Consider the following 20,050-nt stretch of genomic DNA (forward strand, 5'->3'; position numbering starts at 1 on the left):
CCCGGCAGGGCAGAGGGGGTGCTGTCCCGCTGACATTGCCAGCCGCCCATCCCGTCACGTCGCCGCGAACGCCGCCGTTTTGCGCGGGGCGGCGGATGACCAGAGCAAGGGGAGGCCGGCACCGCATCTGGAGAGTAAGCGATGGGCGCCGGCCCGGGCGGATCGACAGGTCCGCCGCGAAGGAACGGTAGCGAGTCCGTGCACCGCATGGCATTGGTGCGATCGCGCAAGGTGCCAGCGGCGAGTCGTGGGTCCTTGATTCGGACGGCCGAGGGCCGCTCCGGGAATCGCGGCCCCGGCCCTTGTCAGTCCTGCGGTTCATGCTGGTAGAGCTCGTCCATCGAGAGCGACGCCAGGGCGCCGAAAGGAGCCTGCTTCTTCACCCGGCCACCGCTCAGGATCACCACGTCGTCGCAGAACGAGATGGTGCTGTGATGGTGGCTGATGACGATGGTCGTGCGCCGTCCGGCCCTCGACTTCAGGGTCTCGACGATGGCCGCCTCCGACAGCCCGTCGACCGCATTGGTGGCTTCGTCGAGGATGAGCAGATCGGGGTCGCGCACCAGGGCCCTGGCCAGCGCGATCCGCTGCCTCTGTCCCGCCGACAGATTGACGCCCCTGTAGCCGACGAGCGTCTCGTAGCCCTGAGGCAGCCGTTCGATGAATTCATGTGCTTCGGCCAGTCTCGCGGCGCGCTCGGCGTCGCCAAGCGTCGCCGCGTCCTGGCCGTAGCTTATGTTTTCGAAGATCGTGCCGTCGACCAGTTCCAGTTCCTGGCTGGCCAGCGCGATGTGGCGCCGCCATTGGCTGGCGTCGATGCGGTCCAGTGGCGATCCATCGACCAGGATCCTGCCGCTGTCCGGTTCCACGAAGCGGCACAGAAGGTTGACGATCGTTGTCTTGCCGGCGCCGGAGCGGCCGATCAGCGCCGTCGAGCGGCCACTGTTGATTTCGAACGTCGCCGCATGCAGCACCACCTCACGCTGGTCCGTGCCGGAATAGGTGAACGTCACATCATCGAACCCGATGCCCCGGCGCAAACCGTGGAACGGCCCGTCGCCTTGCGGCGGCCCGGGCTTGCCGGCGGGATCCAGCATCCATGTCACCTCTTCCAGCGATCCGCTCAGACCCTGCAACTGGCTCCACGAGCCCTGCAGGGCCCGCATATGCGGCTGCAGCCTGTAGAGCAGGATGACGAAGGCGATGATCAGCGGGAAACTCACCTGCGCCAGCCAGGCGCCGATCACCACCGCCAGGAACAGCATGGCATGGAGAACCTCCGTCAGCGGCGGCAATGCGCCCTGGCGGACCTGCAGGACGAAGGAGGCGCGGCGAACCGCATCGGACGCGGTGTCGAAGATCGCCTTCTCCCGGCCCTCCTGGCCGAAGATGCGGATCAGGCGTCCGGCATGCACCAGATGCAGCATCTGCGAGGCAAGGTGGCTGTTGCGCGAAGCGACGCTGCGGCTGGGCTCCTTCAGATTGGCCGAGAGGATGGCGTGCGCGATCTGGACGAGCGCCAGCCCGAGCGTGACCAGCAGCGTCATGCGCCAGGACAGGAGAAGCAGGAAGGCCAGGAGGATGATGGCGGCCGATGCGCTGACGATCGCCGACAGCATGATCTGGATGGCATCCGACGCCCGCCAGGATTCGTTCGAAATGATGTTGAGCAGCCGTCCGGGGCTCTGCCGCAGGAAGAAGGGATAGCCGACCCGCAGGAGCTGCTCCGACAATGCGCTGCGGATCGAATGACTGGCCTTGCCGGAGATGAAGGTCGTCAGCAGCGTGTTGGCGAAGGCGAAGACGTTCTTCAGGATGATCGAGCCGAGGATGGCGGCCGAAATGACGACAAGCCGGTCGCGCTCGCTGAAGCCCGATCCGACTTGCTGGAGAACAGCGGAGAAGCCGGCCATTCCCGTCGCGTCGCCGTGTCCCATGATGATGCCCAGCAGCGGGATGATCAGGCCGATGCCGAACCCTTCGAGGGCAGCGCTGACCAGGCCGAGGCCCACCACGGCCGGAACCAGGCGCAGTTGCCGCGTTCCGAAGGCGCGGAACAGCATCGGCAGGCTAGGCGGGAGCAATGGCATCAGGCCTCGGCATTGGCTTGCTGGTCCTGCCGCACCGGCTCGGCCTGCGGCCGTCCGGCCAGCAGGAGCAGCGCGTATCTGGCCGCGCCGAGCACATTCATGCCGACGATCGGCCAGTGCGACAGATCGAGTTCGCGATCGAAGGCGGGCCCGCCCGCCAATTCCCGCAAGGCGCCTCTCGCGGCCCAGTAGAAATGGCGAAGCAGCCAGGGAGCATGGCGGACATGTTTCAGGCAGAGCCCGCCATTGCCCAGGCTGTAGTCGCAGTGGAGCTTTTCGATGGCTTTGCGATCGCGCCGGCCATGGTGGTGGAATATCGTCATGTCGGGCACATACTCGACCGGGATGCCGAGCAGCACCGCCCGCACGAGGTAATCGGTATCCTCCGCCGACCGCAAGGGCCCGCCCGCGCCGAAGCGCTCGTCGAAATAGCCGATGCGGGCCGCGACGTCGCGGTGCATCGTCATGTTGCAGCCCAGCACGAAGCCGCCGGGATGAATATCGGGCGTCAGCCGCTCGCGCACCCGCGATCGCTTGATCGTGAAAGGCAGGTCCCGGGGATCGCCCAGCTCGACACGGCCTCCGCGGATGAGCCCCTGTTCCCCGGAAGAATAATGCCGCTCCAGGTCGCGCAGATAGTCGGGATGCACCGCGCAATCGTCATCGACGAAGACCAGCACGCGCCCCCTAGCGCGCCTCAATCCGGCATTACGGGCGGCCGCCAGTCCGGGACGCGGCTCGCAAATGGGCGTCAGTGGAATATCCGACATGGCGGCGATGCCGGCCAGGCGTTCCGCCGTGCGGTCGCTAGAGCCGTTGTCGACGACCACGAGCTCGGCCGCGAAGCCGGCATGGGCACGGCACGCGGCCTGCACCGACTTGATGCAGGCCTCGAGCACCGCGACGCGGTTGCGCGTGCAGATGATGAAGCTGACTTCCGGCGCCGATCGTTCCGGTCGCGGGCCGGCCGGGGCGCCGACAAGCGCCGTCGAACGATCGCGCCGCAGAGGTTGGTGGGCTTTGACGGTCATGCCTCTAGCCCACCCGATGAGATGCCAGAACCGCCGCGGCGGGCGCGGATTTGAAGAAATATTCCACGGCGTCCGCCTGCTTGCCGGCCGACAGCGAGGCGCGGCTGAGCCAGGGCGCCCAGGCGCCCGGCCGCAGCGCATATTTCTCGCGGCGGCGGATGGCGTTCCACTTCGCGGTCCGCGTCAGCAGTTCATGCGTCAGTGCGGGCTGCTTTTCGTCGGCGACGAGCTGGTAGAGGAAATAGAACAGATTGAGCGCGCCGGCCTCGAAGCTCGGCCGCGTCTCGTCCGGCAGCGAGCGGATCCGCTCCTCCAAGGCGAGAATGAAGTCGGCCGCGCGGGTGATCGTGTCGAAATTGACCGCTTCGCCGATGTCGCGCAGGTTCTGCGTGGCTTCCGCGAGGCCCTTGCGCTCGAGATTCTCGGCCACGATCCGCAAATGCGTCCTGCGCATCTCCTCGCTGTGCCGGCTGGTCACGCTTGCCTGATGGACGCGGTAGACGAGCAGGTTTTCGGGCATCATGGCCGCCGGATAGCGGGCGGTCAGCCGCCTGAAGAGATCGAAATCCTCGGCGTGCCTGTAGGTCGGGTCGTAGTTGAGGTCGGCGTCTTCGATGACCTTCCTGTTGTAGACGACCGTCGGGTGCATGAAGATGGTGAAGAACATCGCCAATATGGGCATGCGGCCGGACCGGAACACCGGATCGGGCTTGCCCCTGGCGATGCGGTCGCGGATCAACATGTCGACGCCGGCGCCGCAGAAGCCGAGTTCGGGCCGCTGTTCGAACAGCGCCACCTGGCGCGACAAGCGCCAGGGATAGGCGACGTCGTCGGCGTCCATCCGCGCGACCAGCTCGCCGCTCGCGACCGCCAGTCCTTCGTTGAGCGTCGCGACGAGGCCGCGGTTTTCGCGCGAGATGATCGAGACGCGGCTGTCGGCCTGCCGGTATCGCTGGAGGATCTCGAGCGAATTGTCGCTCGAGCCGTCGTCGATCGCGATGACCTCCAGGCGGCCGTAGTCCTGCCGCAGGATGCTTCCAAGTGCCGCGGCAAGGTAGGGTCCGGCATTGTAGACCGGCAGCAGGACGGAGACGAGCGGCGCGGCGGTCATGGTCTTGCATCCGTTCGCGGGAGGTCGAGGGATGGCGTGCGGCCATCGGGCGATCCGCCGGGATAGGCTTGCGCCGGCCTCGCAAACCAGCCGGCATGACCGGCCTGGGCTCGCCCGACATAGGGGAAGTGGCGCTTGAGGCTGTTGAGCGGCCTTTCGAAAACCAGCCAGGAAATCGAGGCCACGGCAATCGTGGCGGTGCTTGCAACCAGGAACCGTCCCGGCCCTTGCTCCGAGACATTGAGCGGAATCCAGGGCTGCGACTTGATGGCGAGCGACAGCAATATCGGGTGATAGAGATAGACGCCGTAGCTGATACGGCCAAGGGCGAGCAGCGGCGGCAGCTCCGCAAACCTGCCAGGGATGCCGCCAAGGCCGCGCGAACAGGCGGCGACGATGGCCATCAGCGGCACCAGGGGCAGGATTTGCAGCAGCAGCCAGCGGGCCCACTCCAGCGTCGGATCGGCAGGCGCCGGGACAAACCACTCGATCATCAGGAACGCGGCCGCGAAGGCAGGCCAGCCCAGCCGCATCCATTGCGGCAGGCCGGCGCCCCTCGACCGCCAGCAGGCAAGCAGCGCGCCCGACGCCAACGCGTCCATGGATGCCGGCGGCAGCAGGTCGCGCGCCAGCGCCGGGGTGGCGGTGATCGGCCAGTAGAAGCGATAGGCCAGCGACAGCGCGATGACGCCGATGCAGATCTGTTCGAAGCGCCGGTATGGGGCCAGCAGGACGACCAGCGGCCAGGCAATATAGAACTGCTCCTCGATGCTCAGGCTCCAGAAATGGCACAGCACCCAGGGGTTCCAGTCATTGCGCAGCGCATACCAGAAATTCGACAGGTAAAGCGCATGCCAGACCAGCGATCCCCTGGACTGCTCCAGGTCAAACAGCCAGACGAAACCCAGCACGGCAAAATAGGGAGGGAATATCCGCAGCGCCCGCCTGATGTAGAAGGACCGCAGCGCCGGGCCGGTTTCAAATGCGGCGGCCGAACGCGCTTCCAGGAGCAGGCGGGTGATCAGGAAGCCGCTCAGAACGAAGAACAGCCGCACGCCGATATGGCCCCAGAACGAAGATCCTCCCGCCGCGTAGAAATGCGAGTACATCACCATCGTCACGGCGATGGCCCTGAGTGCATCCAGCTGGATGTCGCGGGCGTTTGCCATCAGCGGCTTCCACCGGCGGCGTGATGTCCGCGATGAAGCTGGCGTGCGATTTCGAGCGGCAGACCAATGCACACGAAATTCGGCGGGACACCATCAAATCCGCGCTGTGCGAGCCTGCCTGCGTCGATCTCGCAATCGACGGACGGACGGCTCAAGTCGGTGAACCCGGCGGGATCCTTCACGGCGTATGTCCAGTCGCAAATGAGTCCCCCGGCGGATGGTTCGGTCACCGCATTGTGCAGCGCAACACAAAAAATCTTGCGAGCTGAAATACTTATGTGAGCAAGGCCAAAAATTGGCAGAAAGCCGCCGGTTTTTCGGATTTTGGCGATTTTCCACAGCATTTCAACCTTATGGTTCGAGTTGTATTGGCCTGCTCGCTTTGGTTGATTGGAAGCATTGCTACCCAGAGGGATAGGTAGCGCCCGAATTTTCGTTAAAAAGACCGCTGGATTTTAGAATCTACATTTTATCTATTTGGGCTCGTTCAAAATTATCCGGTGAATTTACTGAAATCATTGGCTTCTGCGGTGCAGCATAGTCGCCTTCTTTCGTCGGGCGACCACGCGGCTTGCTTCCCTCAAAGGACAGGCATTCGGCCAAGCTGCAGGGTGTTGCAAAGGCCTTTCACACGGCAAAGAAGACCGTGGCTTGCCGGCGCCTCACACCGCCGCAAACACCACCGTCTGCGTCAAACCGCCACCCTTGCGGTTCTCCAGAGTCACCGTTCCGCCGTAACGCTCGATGATCTCCTTGGCGATGGCCAGGCCGAGCCCCGCGCCGGGGATGAATTGCTGGCGGCCGGGGTCGACGCGGAAGAAGGGCTCGAAGGCCTTGTTGATCAGGTCGGGCGGGATGCCCGGGCCGTTGTCGGAAATGGTCAGCACGGCGCGCCTGTCGGTGGCGGCGAGCGCGACGGTGCAGGCCTTGCCGTGGGTGGCGGCGTTGACGATCAGATTGCGCAGCGCGCGGCGCAGGCCGAGCGCTCCGGCGCGCACCGAGACCTTGTCCAGAGGGCCGATCGAGACGGCATGGCCGAGCGAGACCATCTCGGCTTCGATGTCGCGCACCATCTTTTCCAGGTCCAGTGGCTCGACGGCGTCCTGATTCACCTCCTCGCGCACCAGGCGGATGGCGCTGTCGGCGATGCGGTCGAGCTCATCGAGGTCGTGAAGCCACTTGTCTCGGTCTTCGTCGAGGAATTCGGCGCGCAGCCGCATGCGCGTCATCGGCGTGCGCAGGTCATGGCCGGCGGCGGCCACCAGCCGCATGCGGCTTTCCATGGCCACCTTCAGCCGCGACGACAGCTGGTTCAGCGCATGCGCCGTCGCCTTGACCTCGGCCGACCCCACTTCCGGCACCGCTGCCAGCACGCCGTCGCTACCGATCTTGGAGACGGCCGCCTCCAGCATCTCCAGCGGCCGGATCAGCACCGAGGTGAAATAGACCGAGACGGCCGTGGCGCCGGCCACGATCAGCGAGATCCAGCCTGCCAGGATCAGCCATTCGCGCCCCGGCGGCTGGAGATGGGGCACCTCGACGATCGCCCAGCGATTGTCGGGCAACTGCACCGATGCGATCTGGCCGGGTCCACCAATCCTTTCGCTGACGAAAGCCAGCAAGTTGAAGCCGCGGCGGCGCAGGATGTCGGTGAGCATCGCGGTCTCCGCGCGGGCGATCCTGCCGCCGGCCGGATGGTCGGTGAATTGGACCTGCAGCACATCGGGGATAGGCCCTGGCAGCAGGCGCACCACGAGTTCCATCTGCTGGGCAACCCAGGGCACGACGAGTTCGGGCGGCGGCCCGCCGCCGCGCACGCTGATGACGGCGGCCGTCGCCAGGCCGACGACGCCGACGATCGAGGCGACAAGCAACAGGATGAGGCGGCGGCGCAGCGAGTTCACGCCGGGGTCTCCACCGTCTCGACGCGCGCGGTGAGCTGGTAGCCGCCATTGCGCACGGTCTTGAACAGCGGCCCATCGCCGGTGTCGGCGAATTTGCGGCGCAGCCGGCTCATCAGCACGTCGACCGAGCGTTCGAGCGGGTCGCGCTCGCGGCCCTGCGTGAGGTCAAGCAGCTGGTCGCGCGACAGCAGCCGGCCGGGGCGGTCGAGGAACACCTGCAACAGGTCGAACTCGGCGCCGGTGAGGTCGATGAGCTCGCCCCGCCGATCCGTCACCTTGCGGGTGTCGGGTTCCAGCCGGTAGCTGGCGAAGCGGTAGATACGGGGGCGCGGCGCCGGCGCCTCCTCGGGCGCGGCGCGCCGCAGCACGGCGCGGATGCGGGCGGTGAGCTCGCGCGGATTGAAGGGCTTGCCGAGATAATCGTCGGCGCCGAGCTCAAGGCCGATGATGCGGTCGACATCTTCCTTCAGCGCCGTCAGCAGAATGACGGGGATATGCGGCTTGCGGTCGCGCAAGGTGCGGCAGATGTCCAGTCCCGACCCATCCGGCAGCATGACGTCGAGCACGACGAGGTCGAACTGGCCGGCGCCCAGCTTCTGCTCGCATTCGCGCCGGTCCGCCGCCACCGAGACGCGAAAGCCTTGGCCGTCGAGATAGCGGCCGAGCAGCGTGCGGATCTCGCGGTCGTCGTCGACGACCAGGATATGGGGTTGTGATTGCATGATCGTGCCCTTGCCCGTGATGATAGGGGCTCGACGGTGATTATAGGGAGAGCGCGCGCCAGCGGCATGGAAAATTGCAACGCAATGTTTCTGGCCGGGGGCGGGAAACATTTGGAAACAAATTGCCGCTTTGCGGAAACCTTCGGCAACATGCCGACGCGAAGCGGACAAACAGGCTTCCTATCCTCATGGCCGTCCGATGCATGAGAGAAAGGAACACCGTCATGCGAAGCAGACTTCTTGCGCTCGGCCTGTTTTCCGTCGCCGCAATCCACCCCGTGATGGCGGCACAGCCCGATCCGGGCGCCGCGCCCGGCGAGCCGCCGGTCATCGCTCTCCAGAATGGGCCGGACCATGGCCCGATGCCCGGCCCCCATGGGCCGATGCGGCCTGGTCCTCAGGGTTGGGGCCCGCACCGCATGGGACCACCGCCGGAATTCATGCTGGCCGCCCGGCTGGCGGCGCTGGAGACGCGCGTCGGAATCCGCAGTGAGCAACTCGACGCCTGGCGCGACTATACCAGCGCGCTGCAGGCCGTGCTTGCGCCGCCTCGGCATGATCGCGGTCCTGGCGGTGCCGGCGGCCCCGACGGTCCAGTCCCTGGTGACCGCGAGGCCAAGGGTCCCGATGCGGTTCCGGCTGGAAAGCCTGATCCTTTCGCCTTCCAGGAGAGGCTGGCGGACGAGGTCACGGCGCGTGCGGCCTCGGCCGCCAAGCTGAAGGACGCGATCGCCGCGCTGCGCACCAAGCTCTCGCCCGAACAGCTCGAAATCCTCGCTTCGGCGGAGCGCCCCCACGGACCACCCCCCGGTCCCTGGGGCGGTCCGCCGGATGACGCAGCCGGAGCTGGAGGTCCGCCCGACCAGGGCGGACAGCTTCCGCCACCCCAGCCCGGGAACGGCTGACAACTCCGACCGGCTGCCCCGGCCGGCCCGGCGCCCAACCCGTTCCCGGGCCGGCCGGTCTCGTGGGATGGCGGCATGTTCCGCCATCCCACCGTTCAATTCACGTACCAATTCACGCAATGGAAGCACGGCAATGTGGGAAGCCATGATGATGCTGCGGCTGATCGCATCGATGAGCCCGAGGCTCTCGCTCGGCCAGCGCGCCCGCCATGCCGCCACGCCGGCGGCGCTGCCGGCCGATACGCTGAAGGGCGCGGTGCGCCTGCATTTTGCCGCCTGGCGCTTGTCGCTGCCGGCTTCGCGGCAACCCATTAGCCACGGACATCATGACCGCCGAATTGCATGAGTGGCCACGGTCCAGGGCAGTGCCGCGCGTTTTCAGGCTCCTCGCCGGCATGCCGCTTGGCTTGTCCGCGTCGGTCGGCATGCTGGCGCCAGTGGGCATTGTGGCCAGGAACTTGGCCTTGCTTGTCGCCTGGCCACGCAGAAGGCGCGCGACATGAGCCGCTTCGAAGCTTCACTCGACGTCGCCCGCAAGCGGGCGCAGCCCGTTGTCACGATATTGATCGCCTCTGTCGGCTCTCAGGTCTCGTCGACCGCGCCCGGTCTTGCCCGTTTTGGCCGGCATCCGGGTTCGCTCCCGGCCGAGCGATCCGATGCCGAGGCGACCGCAACCCCAGGGAAAGTTTCAGGCCATGCGCGTCAAGACTAGTCAGCCTTCTTTGCCGGCCAAGCAGCGCCGGCCCGCGCCCTGGGCAGCAGTGCTTGCCGCCGCGGTTCTCGTGGCAGCCTGCTCGCAGGAGCAGGGCAAGGCCCCGGCCGGCATGGGCGGTGTCGGCAAGCCGGAAGTCGGCGTCGTCACGCTGCATCCGCAATCGGTGGCGATCACGGCCGAACTGCCGGGGCGCACGGCGGCCTCGCTGGTTGCCGAGGTGCGCCCGCAGGTGGACGGCATCATCCGGCAGCGCCTGTTCAAGGAGGGCGCCGAAGTTGTGGCGGGGCAGCCGCTCTACCTCATCGATCCGGCCAGCTACAAGGCATCTTATGACAGCGCGGTCGCGGCACAGCAAAAAGCCGAAGCGGCGGTGCCGACGGCGCAAGCCAAGTTCGACCGTTATGCCGGCCTTTTGAAGCAGAACGTTGTTTCCAAACAGGATTATGACGATGCCGCCGCCACGCTGGCGCAGGCTCAGGCGGATGTCGCCTCGGCCAAGGCCAGTGCGGAAACGGCGCGCATCAGCCTCGACCGCACCTCGATCACCGCGCCGATCGCCGGCCGCATCGACAAATCGACGCTGACGCCGGGCGCGCTGGTGACCACTAACCAGGAAACCGTGCTGACCACCATCCGCTCGCTCGATCCGATCAATGTCGACGTCACCCAGTCGAGCACCAATCTGCTCAACCTGCGCAAGGCGATTTCAGAAGGGCGGCTGAAGTTCAGCGGCCCTAATGTCAGCGTCAAGCTGAAGCTTGAGAACGGCACCATCTATCGGCAGACCGGCAAGCTGGAATTCGCCGGCGCCAATGTCGACCAGACCACCGGCACCTTTGCGCTCAGGGCCGAGTTCCCCAATCCTGACCGTCTGCTTCTGCCGGGCATGTATGTGCGCGCGCTGGTCGAGGAGGGTGTCGCCCAGAACAGTTTCCTGGTGCCGCAGCGCGCCGTTACCCGCAACACCAAGGGCGAGGCGACCGCCATGGTCATCAACGCGCAAGGGAAGGTCGAGACGCGCGTCCTGGCCGTGCGCAACAGCGTCGGCAACAACTGGCTGGTGGATTCGGGCATTGGCGACGGCGACCGTGTCATCGTCGAAGGGCTGCAGCTGGTGCGCCCAGGCGGCGATGCCAGCGGCGTTGAGGTGACGATCGACGAGACGACCGGCGAGGTGAAGGACCGGGCGCAGACCTCTTCGACCGCACCTTCCACCTCCAATGTTGCCGATAGTGGCCAGAAACCGGCGCAAGGCGCCGCCTCGGCCGGGAATTGAGCGATGTCAGCATTCTTCATCAACCGGCCGATCTTCGCCTGGGTGATCGCCATAGTGATCATGCTGGGCGGCCTGCTCGCGCTTACCACGCTGCCGATCTCGCAGTACCCGCAGATCGCGCCGACAACGGTCAACATCAGCGCCAGCTATCCCGGTGCCGATGCGCAAACGGTCGAAAACTCGGTGACCAAGGTCATCGAGCAAGGCATGACCGGCATCGACAATCTCGACTACATGACGGCCACCTCGACCTCGACCGGCTCGGCCTCGATCACGCTGACCTTCACCAGTGCGGCCGATCCCGACACCGCCCAGGTGCAGACGCAGAACAAGCTGCAGCTGGTGCAGTCGCAGCTGCCGCAGGTGGTGCAGAGCAACGGCATCACCGTCTCGAAATCCTCCATCGGCTTCCTGATGGTCATCGGCTTCGTCTCAAGCGACGGCAAGATGAATTCGACCGATCTCGCCGACTATGTCGACAGCACCATCAACGACACGCTGAAGCGCGTCGAAGGCGTCGGCTCGACGCAGCTTTTCGGCTCGGGCTATGCCATGCGCATCTGGCTCGATCCGGACAAGCTCGCCAAATACGCGCTGATGCCGAGCGACGTGGCCTCGGCGATCGAAGCGCAGAACACGCAGGTCTCGGCCGGCCAGCTCGGCGGCCTGCCGGCGCGCAAGGGCCAGCAGCTCAATGCAACGGCGACCTCGAAGAGCCGGCTGCAGACCGCCGAGCAGTTCCGCAACATCATCCTGAAGAGCCAGACGGACGGCTCGCTGGTGCGCCTCAACGACGTCGCCACCGTTGAGCTCGGTGCTGAAAGCTACACGACGCAGGCCAATTACAACGGCAAGCCGGCGGCGGGTCTCGCGGTCAATCTGGCGACTGGCGCCAACGCCATCAGCACCGCGGAGGCGGTACGCACGACGATCAACCGGCTGAGCTCGACCTTCCCGCAAGGCGTCGAGGTCGTCTACCCCTACGACACCTCGCCCTTCGTGCGGCTGTCGATCGAGGAGGTGGTCAAGACGCTGGCCGAGGCGATCGTGCTGGTGTTTCTGGTGATGTTCGTCTTCCTGCAGAATTTGCGAGCGACGATCATCCCGACCATCGCCGTGCCGGTGGTGCTGCTCGGCACGTTCGGCGTGCTGTCGCTGTTCGGTTATTCGGTCAACACGCTGACGATGTTTGCCATGGTGCTGGCCATCGGCCTGCTGGTCGACGATGCCATCGTCGTGGTCGAGAATGTCGAACGCGTCATGCAGGAGGAAGACCTTTCGCCTAAAGAGGCGACGCGAAAATCGATGAACGAGATCACCGGCGCGCTGGTCGGCATCGCCACCGTGCTGTCGGCGGTGTTCGTGCCTATGGCCTTCTTCGGTGGCTCGACCGGCATCATCTACCGGCAGTTCTCGGTGACCATTGTCTCGGCCATGGTGCTGTCCGTGCTGGTCGCACTGGTGCTGACGCCGGCTCTGTGCGCCACGATCCTGCGACGGCCCAAGGACCATGCGACGCAGACCGGTCCGTTCGGCTGGTTCAACCGCGTCTTCGACCGCGGCACGACAGCCTATCGCGATGGCTCGCACGGTATCATCAACCGGTCGTGGCGCTTCCTGGCCGTCTTCCTCGCCATCGTCATTGCCATGGGCTGGATGTTTTCCAGGCTGCCGAGCTCGTTCCTGCCGGAAGAAGACCAGGGCATCCTGATCACCAGCGTGCAATTGCCGGTCGGCGCGACGCAGGACCGCACCGAGCGCGTGCTGGCACAGGTGACCGAGCACTATCTCAAGGACGAGAAGGATGCGGTCGAAGGTGTCTTCACCGCGTCGGGCTTCGGCTTTGGTGGCGCCGGGCAGAATGTCGGCATCGGTTTCGTGCGGCTGAAGGATTTCAGCCAGCGCAAATCGCCGGCTTCCGCCGCGCAGGCGATCGCCGGCCGCGCCATGGGGGCTTTCTCCAAGATCAGGGACGCGCAGGTCTTCGCGCTCGCGCCGCCCGCCATCCAGGGCTTTGGCAACACCAACGGCTTCGACTTCTACCTGCAGGACGTCAATGGCGCCGGCCATGACGCGCTGATCCAGACGCGCAACCAGCTTCTGGCCCTGGCCGGCCAGAGCAAGGTGCTCGCCAACACGCGCCCCAACGGCCAGGAGGACCAGCCGCAATTCTCGGTCGACATCGACCAGGAAAAAGCCAGCGCGCTCGGCGTCAGCCTTGCCGATATCAACAACACGCTGTCGACCGCCTGGGGCAGCGACTATGTCAACGATTTCATCGATCGCGGACGCGTCAAGCCGGTCTATCTGCAGTCGGATCCGAATTTCCGCATGCAGCCGCAGGATTTGGACAAATGGCAGGTGCGCAATACCAGCGGCGCCATGGTGCCGTTCTCGGCCTTCGCCTCCAGCCACTGGACATTCGGTTCACCCAGGCTGGAACGCTACAATGGCTCGGCGGCGGTCGAGATCCAGGGCGCGGCGGCCGCGGGCGTGAGCTCGGGTGCGGCGATGGACGAGATCGACAGGCTGGTGGCGCAGCTGCCGCCCGGATATTCCCACGAATGGACCGGGCTGTCGCATCAGGAGCGGCTTTCGGGCAACCAGGCGCTGTCGCTCTATGCGATCTCGGCCCTGGTCGTGTTCCTGTGCCTGGCGGCACTCTACGAGAGCTGGTCGATCCCGTTCGCGGTCATGCTGTCTGTGCCGATCGGCATTTTCGGCGCGCTCGCGGCGGCAACGCTGTTCGGCCAGACCAACGACGTCTATTTCAAGGTCGGCCTGCTGACCACGATCGGGCTGGCTTCCAAGAACGCCATCCTGATCGTCGAGTTCGCCATAGAGCGGCAGGCGGCCGGCATGGGGCTGGTCGAGGCGACGCTGGAGGCGGCGCGACAACGATTGCGGCCGATCCTGATGACGTCACTGGCCTTCATCCTCGGCGTCACGCCGCTCGCCATCGCCAGCGGCGCCGGTTCGGGGGCGCAGAACTCGGTCGGCATCGGCGTGATGGGCGGCATGATCGCGGCAACGGTGATCGGCGTCTTCCTGGTGCCGCTGCTGTTCGTCACCGTGCGGCGCATCTTCCAGGGCAGGGCGGCTAGACAAGATACGGGCGAGAAGCCGGCGACAGCCAACCAGCAATAAGGAAACTTCCCATGACAGGTTTTGAACGTGGCCCGGTGGCCGCGGGGCGGCTCATTGTGCCCATGATCACGGCTGTTCTGCTCACCGGATGCGTCGTCGGCCCCGACTATCGCACGCCCATCCTGCCGATGCCGGCAAACTGGAGCGGCGAGAAACCGACGAAATCCGTCCAGCCGGCGCAGCTGTCGCAATGGTGGCAGCGCCTGCGCGATCCGCAGCTCAACACGCTTGTGGAGGAAGCGGTCGCCGGCAATCTCGACGTCGCCACCGCCAAGGCCAAGATCCGCGAGGCGCGCGCCAGCTATCGCCAAAGCGCCGGCACGTTGCTGCCGTCGCTGGACGGCTCCGGTTCCGTCACGCGCAACAAGTCATCCGAGACCACATCGGGGAGCAATTCCATCTACAGCGAATATCAGGCCGGTTTCGACGCCAGCTGGGAACTCGACCTGTTCGGCGCCAACCGCAGGGGCGTCGAGGCGGCGCGCTACGGCGTCGACGCCGCGCAAGAGGAATTGTGCTCGACGCTTCTGACCCTGGTCGGCGATGTGGCGTCCTACTACGCCCAGGCGCGCGGCTACCAGGCCCGCATAGCGCTCGCCCGGCGCTCGGCCGTTTCGCAACGGCAGACCGCCGAACTCACCCGTACCATGGCGCTGGCAGGGTCGGCGACGGCCGCCGATGTCGCCAAGGCGATGGGGCAGGCGGCCAGCACCGAGGCCGCGGTGCCGACGCTGGAGGCAAGCTATGCCGAGGCGGTGCATCGCCTGTCGGTGCTCACCGGCCGGCGGCCGGCCGCACTCAGCGTGCGGCTGAAGCGCGGCAGGCCGATCCCGTCGCCGCGCCTGCCGATGCCGACGGGCATTCCCGCCGACATCCTTTTGTCGCGCGCGGATGTGCGCATGGCCGAGCGGCAATACGCGCAATACACCGCCAAGGTCGGCCAGGCCGAGGCGGCACGCTATCCCTCGGTCAGCCTGACGGGGAACATCAGCACGGCGGCGCTCAATCTCGGCGACCTCGGCAAGAACTCGTCGATCGGCTGGTCCTTTGGGCCGACGATCAGCGTACCGCTGTTCAATGCCGGCCAGTTGCAGGCGGCCGCCGACGTCGCCCGGGCGCAGCGCGACCAGTATTTCATCGCCTACCGGTCCTCGGTGCTGACCGCGCTGGAGGATGTCGAGAATGCGCTGGTGCTGATGGCACAGGAGCGCATCCGGATCAGCAAGCTTGCCGCGTCGGCGAAATCCTATGGCGAGGCGGCAAATCTCGAAGGCACACTCTACAAGGCCGGCGAGACCAGCCTGCTCGACGTGCTCGACGCCCAGCGCTCGCTCTACTCGGCGGAAGACTCGCTGCTGCAAAGCCGCGTGCTGTTGGCGGCCAACTACATCGCCCTCAACAAGGCGCTCGGCGGCGGCTGGGATGGTGTGATCGACAGCACGAAACCCGAGATCGTCGACATCAAGACCGGGCCAAGGCTGGCCAAGGTGACGGCGCAGTGACAGGTTTGCGCCTGCCATGGGGGCTGCGCGGCATTTGCGATGGCGGCCTCATTCGCTTCCGATGCGGGCGTTCAGTCCGGTCTGGCCGGCGGCCAGTTGCAAAAGCTGGGCACGCGAGGCGACCTCCAACTTGCGATAGATGTTGTTCATATGGATTTTCAGCGTGCCTTTCGAGATGCCGATATCGAGCGCGATCCGCTCGTATGGCTTGTCCGTGGCAACGAGCCGGGCAATCTCCAATTCCCGTCTGGTCAGCCGTGACGACAGCTTCTGCCATTTGATCCGGCGGGAGGCCTCAATCTCAAGGGCTTCGCCGATAATTTCGGCAGGCAACCAGTGACCGCCGGCGGCGACCTGGTCGATGCATCTCAGCAGCGTGCCGACGGCGGACTCCTTCAGCACGATCCCGGCGACGCCGGCCATGACCACATCGTAAAGCTGGCCTTGTGACGCGCCAGCCGTCAACATCACACAGCGCGTGGCCGGCGTTTCCTTGCCGAGTTCTACGGCGACGTCGAGCCCGCTGAACCCCGGCATGTTCAGATCGATCACCGCGATGTCGGGCAAGTCCTGCCTGATCCTGGTCACAGCGCTCCTGCCGTCCAGCGCCGAGCCGACAACCCTATAGCCGGGGTCGCGGGCAATCAGGTTTTCCAGGCCGTGCAGGAGCAGCGGATGGTCGTCGACAATGAACACAGTGGTGACCATACGCTCCAACCCCATCCGGCTCGCACACCCCATGCGATAACCCACCCCGGCAGCAGCATCGCGCCTCCGATAAGAATTAGCAACTACTAATTGATGTCGATACGCTTCCGGCACCACGGTGCGTGGTGCCGGATTGAAAACAGGGCAGTTCCGGTGCGTCATTGCCAGTTCGTGATTTGATGAGATCATGGACTTTAATCAACTCATCTCGTCTTTGAGAGTAAAACGCGGAAATAGTTTTATACAGTTCGGCTAACGTCGTGGTTTTTACTGAAATAACGATGCTATTTAACGATGTTGAATTTTCATTTGCGCCTATAACCGCGGTTATATGGACGTGCTCATTGCAACCTGCGAAATATGGTTAGGGGAATATTAAGGTTCTGGCGGTCGGCGTTGATCGGGCGAGCCTGGGCTATGGGGCGTGAGCGTGGCAAGCAGCAAGACGGCACCTGTGTTCCGTCGTCCAGCGATGGCTGGCGAGGCGAGTTCAGACTTCGCTGCCGCTCCAGAACTTTGTCCAAATGCGTCCCCTTCTTTTCACGAAACGATCGCTCGTCGATATGCCGCGTTCCGCGGGAGCCGGGCGCTCGGAGCTTGCAGTCAACCTGGATAGACGGTCGCGACATGAGCGCTGACCGGACGACACTGTGGAGGAAACAACAATGGCAATAGATCTGGGCTCGGGTGTCCTTCTCGAGGCAACGACCGAAGGTTCGGGAACCGGTAACTACGATTCGTTCCTGCGGCTGCAGGCGACGGGTGTCGAGGAGGGCTTCAACACTGATCAGAACGGCAACGTCCTCGACAACAAGGCGTCCTTTACCCACGACCTGCAATACAGCAACATGCAGTCGATCACTGTCGACGGCATCCAATATATCGAGTTTCGGCTGGACCTAAACGAAAGCAACAGCGCGGCAAACGGCGACATCACGCTGACCGGCCTGGACATCTACATCTCCAATGCCGGAGCGACCCTTGCCGACTACAATGCAGGCTTTGCCGGGTTCACCTCCGTCTTCCATCTGGGTCCCGATCAGCTGCTGATCGATTCCAACCATGGTTCGGGAACGGACGACTATCGGGTGCTCGTCCCGGTCAGCGACTTCACGGCGGCCAATGTCTCCCCCGGATCCTATGTGACGCTGTTTTCGAGCTTCTCCGGTTCCAATGGCGGCTTCGAGGAGTGGCGCACCCTTACGACACCCGGCACCGGCACCAGCACGCCCGGAATCGGCATCGACAAGATCACGATCGACGGAGCGGCAGCGGGCGACGGCCTGACGGTGCTCACCGGCGATGCGATCAGTTGGCAGTACACCGTGAGCAACACAGGCAATGTCGCCTTGTCGAACGTCGCCGTCACCGACGACCAGGGTGTGGTCGTGGCGCCGGTTCTCAGCGGCGGTTTCAACGTCGGCGACGTCAATCACAACAATCTGCTCGACACCACCGAGACCTGGAGCTTCACCGGCAGCGGTACGGCCATTACCGGCGACTATGCCAATATCGGTCACGTTTCCGCTTTGGCAGGTGCTGTTTCAGTCACCGACGACGACGGCTCCAGCTATTTCGGCGCCGATCCGCAGATCGTCATCGACAAGGTGACGGTCGACGGTGCGGCCAAGGGCGACAATCTGACCATCCTGACCGGCGAACCGATCTCGTGGGAATACACGGTAACCAATGGCGGCAACGTCGCCCTGTCCGATGTCACGGTCAGCGACAGCGACGGCGGCGTGACGCCGGTCGCGGTGACCGGCAACGGCCATGTCACCAACATCGGCGACATCAACGACAACAACAAGCTCGACGTCGGCGAGATCTGGAAGTTCTCGGCAAGCGGCACCTCCATAACCGGCCCTTACAGCAACACCGGGACCGCCTCCGGTTCATTCACCGACGATGCCCTCCACACCCGGACCGACACGGCCACCGACGATTCCGGCTATAGCGGCGCCGATCCGCAGATCGTCATCGACAAGGTGACGGTCGACGGTGCGGCCAAGGGCGACAATCTGACCATCCTGACCGGCGAACCGATCTCGTGGGAATACACGGTAACCAATGGCGGCAACGTCGCCCTGTCCGATGTCACGGTCAGCGACAGCGACGGCGGCGTGACGCCGGTCGCGGTGACCGGCAACGGCCATGTCACCAACATCGGCGACATCAACGACAACAACAAGCTCGACGTCGGCGAGATCTGGAAGTTCTCGGCAAGCGGTACCTCCATAACCGGCCCTTACAGCAACACCGGCACCGCCTCCGGCTCCTTCACCGACGATGCCCTCCACACCCGGACCGACACGGCCACCGACGATTCCGGCTATACCGGCGCCAACCCGCATATAACGCTCGACAAGAAGACCAATGGCGTCGACCACGGCCTCGACATCCTCCAGGGCAAGCCGGTTACCTGGACCTACGATGTAACGAATGACGGCAATGTCGCGCTCGCCAATCCAGCCGTCACCGACGACAAGGGCGTCACAATCACCGCGATCCTCGGGGGCGATCTCAGCCATAACATTGGCGATACCAACGTCGACGGCGTATTCGACATCGGCGAGACCTGGCATTACAAGGCCACCGGCATCGCGCAGCTTGGCGATTACGTGAACACTGCAACGGCCACCACCGATGCGTATGTCGACACGGCCGGACATCCGCGCACGCCGACCGCCACCGACAGCAGCGACTACGAGGGCTTCTCGAACAAGGCGCTGACGCAAGGTTTCTGGGGCAGCCACACCGATGCGTGGGATGGCGTCACGGGCCACGAGAGCAATCCCACCAAGAGCGCTTTCAACAGTGGCGTCATCTGGGGCCTGGACATCAACCCGCGCCACGACGGCAACCTGCTGCTCGGCGACAGCAATGGCAACGGCGCTGTCGACGCCGGCGAACACACCCTGCTGATCTCGAACTCCCTGGCCGCCTCCATCGAATCGAGCTCGACTGGCGGTGACGCGCGCACCATCATGCTGCAGCAGGCGATCGCCACCCAGCTCAACATCGACAACCACGTCGCGCAGCCCAACGACCTGATCAGCGAGGCGGTGATGTGGCTGAAGGGCGAGGGGGCATGGGCCGGTCTGGTCAATCTCGACACAAACCATGACAGCAAAATCGACACCAACCTCGCCGGTACGGCGCTGGCGGGCAGTGCCGTCAAGACCAGCTCGGATGCCTGGACCAAATATGTCGACGTCACCGATCCAAGCTCCGGCATCGCAGACTGGAATGGCGGCAAGGAGGCCGACGGCGAGGGCCTGAAGAACGCGCTGATGTGGTTCAACCAGGGGCAATTGGTGACATCCGGGCCGGCGGGCCATGTAGCCTGGTTCGATGGGACCAACATCGTCGACGAGCATCCCAATACGCTCGATCAATTCTGGCTCACGCTGCATGACGTTGGGGGCCTGACGGGCGTCGCCTGAGGCAGGCCCCGGCCTTCCGGCCGGGTGCCTTAGCCGCGGCGCCGCCCGCATGACACGGCATGGGAAGGGGCTCCACCATCTTCAGCTTGGCGCAGGCAAGGACCAGGTCCTTGGGTCTGGTTTCGATCGCCTGCGCCGTTTTTTCGGGGCTGGGCGGCGTGCTGGCGCGGTCGCCTGGCCTTGTGTCGGCCTGCCTGGCTCTGGCGGGATTCGGCGCGTTTGCGCTGTTTCGGGCACGCGGTCGCGACACCGCTGAGCCCGGTCCGGATGCCCCCCGCGTCGCGGCGGCGCGAGGCCCTGCCAGTCCCGATGTCCGGCAGCGGC

At 65.0% G+C, this 20,050-nt stretch carries 15 protein-coding genes; 7 read left to right on the forward strand and 8 right to left on the reverse strand.

Annotation, left to right across the window (positions count from 1 at the left end; all coding sequences use genetic code 11):
- Positions 1 to 305: 305 nt before the first annotated feature.
- The 7 genes from CK228_RS22900 to CK228_RS22930 all read right to left on the reverse strand — a co-directional run bounded on the left by CK228_RS22900 (position 306) and on the right by CK228_RS22930 (position 8,027).
- On the reverse strand, positions 306 to 2,090 hold the full coding sequence (locus CK228_RS22900; RefSeq protein WP_095789330.1) for an ABC transporter ATP-binding protein: 1,785 nt from the start codon (positions 2,088 to 2,090) through the stop codon (positions 306 to 308).
- Positions 2,090 to 3,121 (reverse strand): glycosyltransferase, encoded by a 1,032-nt coding sequence (locus CK228_RS22905; protein ID WP_095789331.1) that lies wholly within the window; start codon positions 3,119 to 3,121, stop codon positions 2,090 to 2,092. The genes CK228_RS22900 and CK228_RS22905 overlap by 1 nt, the downstream gene beginning before the upstream one ends.
- Before the next feature lie 4 nt (positions 3,122 to 3,125).
- Entirely contained in the window at positions 3,126 to 4,232 is a 1,107-nt protein-coding gene (locus CK228_RS22910; protein ID WP_095789332.1) for a glycosyltransferase, read from the reverse strand.
- Positions 4,229 to 5,401 (reverse strand): acyltransferase, encoded by a 1,173-nt coding sequence (locus tag CK228_RS22915; protein WP_095789333.1) that lies wholly within the window; start codon positions 5,399 to 5,401, stop codon positions 4,229 to 4,231. Before CK228_RS22915 ends, CK228_RS22910 begins: the two co-directional genes overlap by 4 nt.
- A complete protein-coding gene (locus CK228_RS22920) occupies positions 5,401 to 5,745 on the reverse strand; it encodes a hypothetical protein (RefSeq protein WP_095789334.1) in 345 nt (114 codons plus the stop codon). The genes CK228_RS22915 and CK228_RS22920 overlap by 1 nt, the downstream gene beginning before the upstream one ends.
- Before the next feature lie 318 nt (positions 5,746 to 6,063).
- Complete coding sequence (locus CK228_RS22925) at positions 6,064 to 7,305, reverse strand: ATP-binding protein (RefSeq protein ID WP_095789335.1); 1,242 nt, start codon at positions 7,303 to 7,305, stop codon at positions 6,064 to 6,066.
- Positions 7,302 to 8,027 (reverse strand): response regulator, encoded by a 726-nt coding sequence (locus CK228_RS22930; RefSeq protein WP_095775152.1) that lies wholly within the window; start codon positions 8,025 to 8,027, stop codon positions 7,302 to 7,304. Before CK228_RS22930 ends, CK228_RS22925 begins: the two co-directional genes overlap by 4 nt.
- Before the next feature lie 224 nt (positions 8,028 to 8,251).
- On the opposite strand from CK228_RS22930, the gene CK228_RS22935 reads away from it, so the two are divergent.
- The 6 genes from CK228_RS22935 (at position 8,252) to CK228_RS22955 (ending at position 15,572) form a co-directional block, all read left to right on the forward strand.
- The gene (locus CK228_RS22935; RefSeq protein WP_095789374.1) at positions 8,252 to 8,932 is read left to right on the forward strand and encodes a hypothetical protein; all 681 of its coding nucleotides are present in this window, start codon (positions 8,252 to 8,254) and stop codon (positions 8,930 to 8,932) included.
- Between the two features lie 133 nt (positions 8,933 to 9,065).
- Complete coding sequence (locus CK228_RS22940; protein WP_095789336.1) at positions 9,066 to 9,278, forward strand: hypothetical protein; 213 nt, start codon at positions 9,066 to 9,068, stop codon at positions 9,276 to 9,278.
- Positions 9,279 to 9,431: 153 nt separating this feature from the next.
- A complete protein-coding gene (locus tag CK228_RS34860) occupies positions 9,432 to 9,644 on the forward strand; it encodes a hypothetical protein (RefSeq protein WP_143750619.1) in 213 nt (70 codons plus the stop codon).
- Entirely contained in the window at positions 9,628 to 10,923 is a 1,296-nt protein-coding gene (locus CK228_RS22945) for an efflux RND transporter periplasmic adaptor subunit (protein ID WP_095789337.1), read from the forward strand. Before CK228_RS34860 ends, CK228_RS22945 begins: the two co-directional genes overlap by 17 nt.
- 3 nt (positions 10,924 to 10,926) lie before the next feature.
- A complete protein-coding gene (locus CK228_RS22950) occupies positions 10,927 to 14,070 on the forward strand; it encodes an efflux RND transporter permease subunit (RefSeq protein ID WP_095789338.1) in 3,144 nt (1,047 codons plus the stop codon).
- Positions 14,071 to 14,081: 11 nt separating this feature from the next.
- Positions 14,082 to 15,572 carry an efflux transporter outer membrane subunit gene (locus tag CK228_RS22955; RefSeq protein WP_095789339.1) on the forward strand — a complete coding sequence of 497 codons (1,491 nt, stop codon included), beginning with the start codon at positions 14,082 to 14,084 and terminating at the stop codon, positions 15,570 to 15,572.
- Positions 15,573 to 15,620: 48 nt separating this feature from the next.
- Here CK228_RS22955 and CK228_RS22960 read toward each other — a convergent pair whose 3' ends face one another.
- Positions 15,621 to 16,469 carry a response regulator transcription factor gene (locus CK228_RS22960; protein WP_095789340.1) on the reverse strand — a complete coding sequence of 283 codons (849 nt, stop codon included), beginning with the start codon at positions 16,467 to 16,469 and terminating at the stop codon, positions 15,621 to 15,623.
- Between the two features lie 476 nt (positions 16,470 to 16,945).
- Here CK228_RS22960 and CK228_RS22965 point away from each other — a divergent pair, with 476 nt between their 5' ends.
- Positions 16,946 to 19,726: a hypothetical protein gene (locus CK228_RS22965; protein WP_143750620.1), complete on the forward strand. Its 2,781-nt coding sequence runs from the start codon at positions 16,946 to 16,948 to the stop codon at positions 19,724 to 19,726.
- The last annotated feature ends 324 nt before the right edge of the window (positions 19,727 to 20,050 follow it).

Source organism: Mesorhizobium sp. WSM4312 (genome assembly GCF_002294875.1).
In the GTDB taxonomy this organism is placed as follows: Bacteria; Pseudomonadota; Alphaproteobacteria; order Rhizobiales; family Rhizobiaceae; genus Mesorhizobium.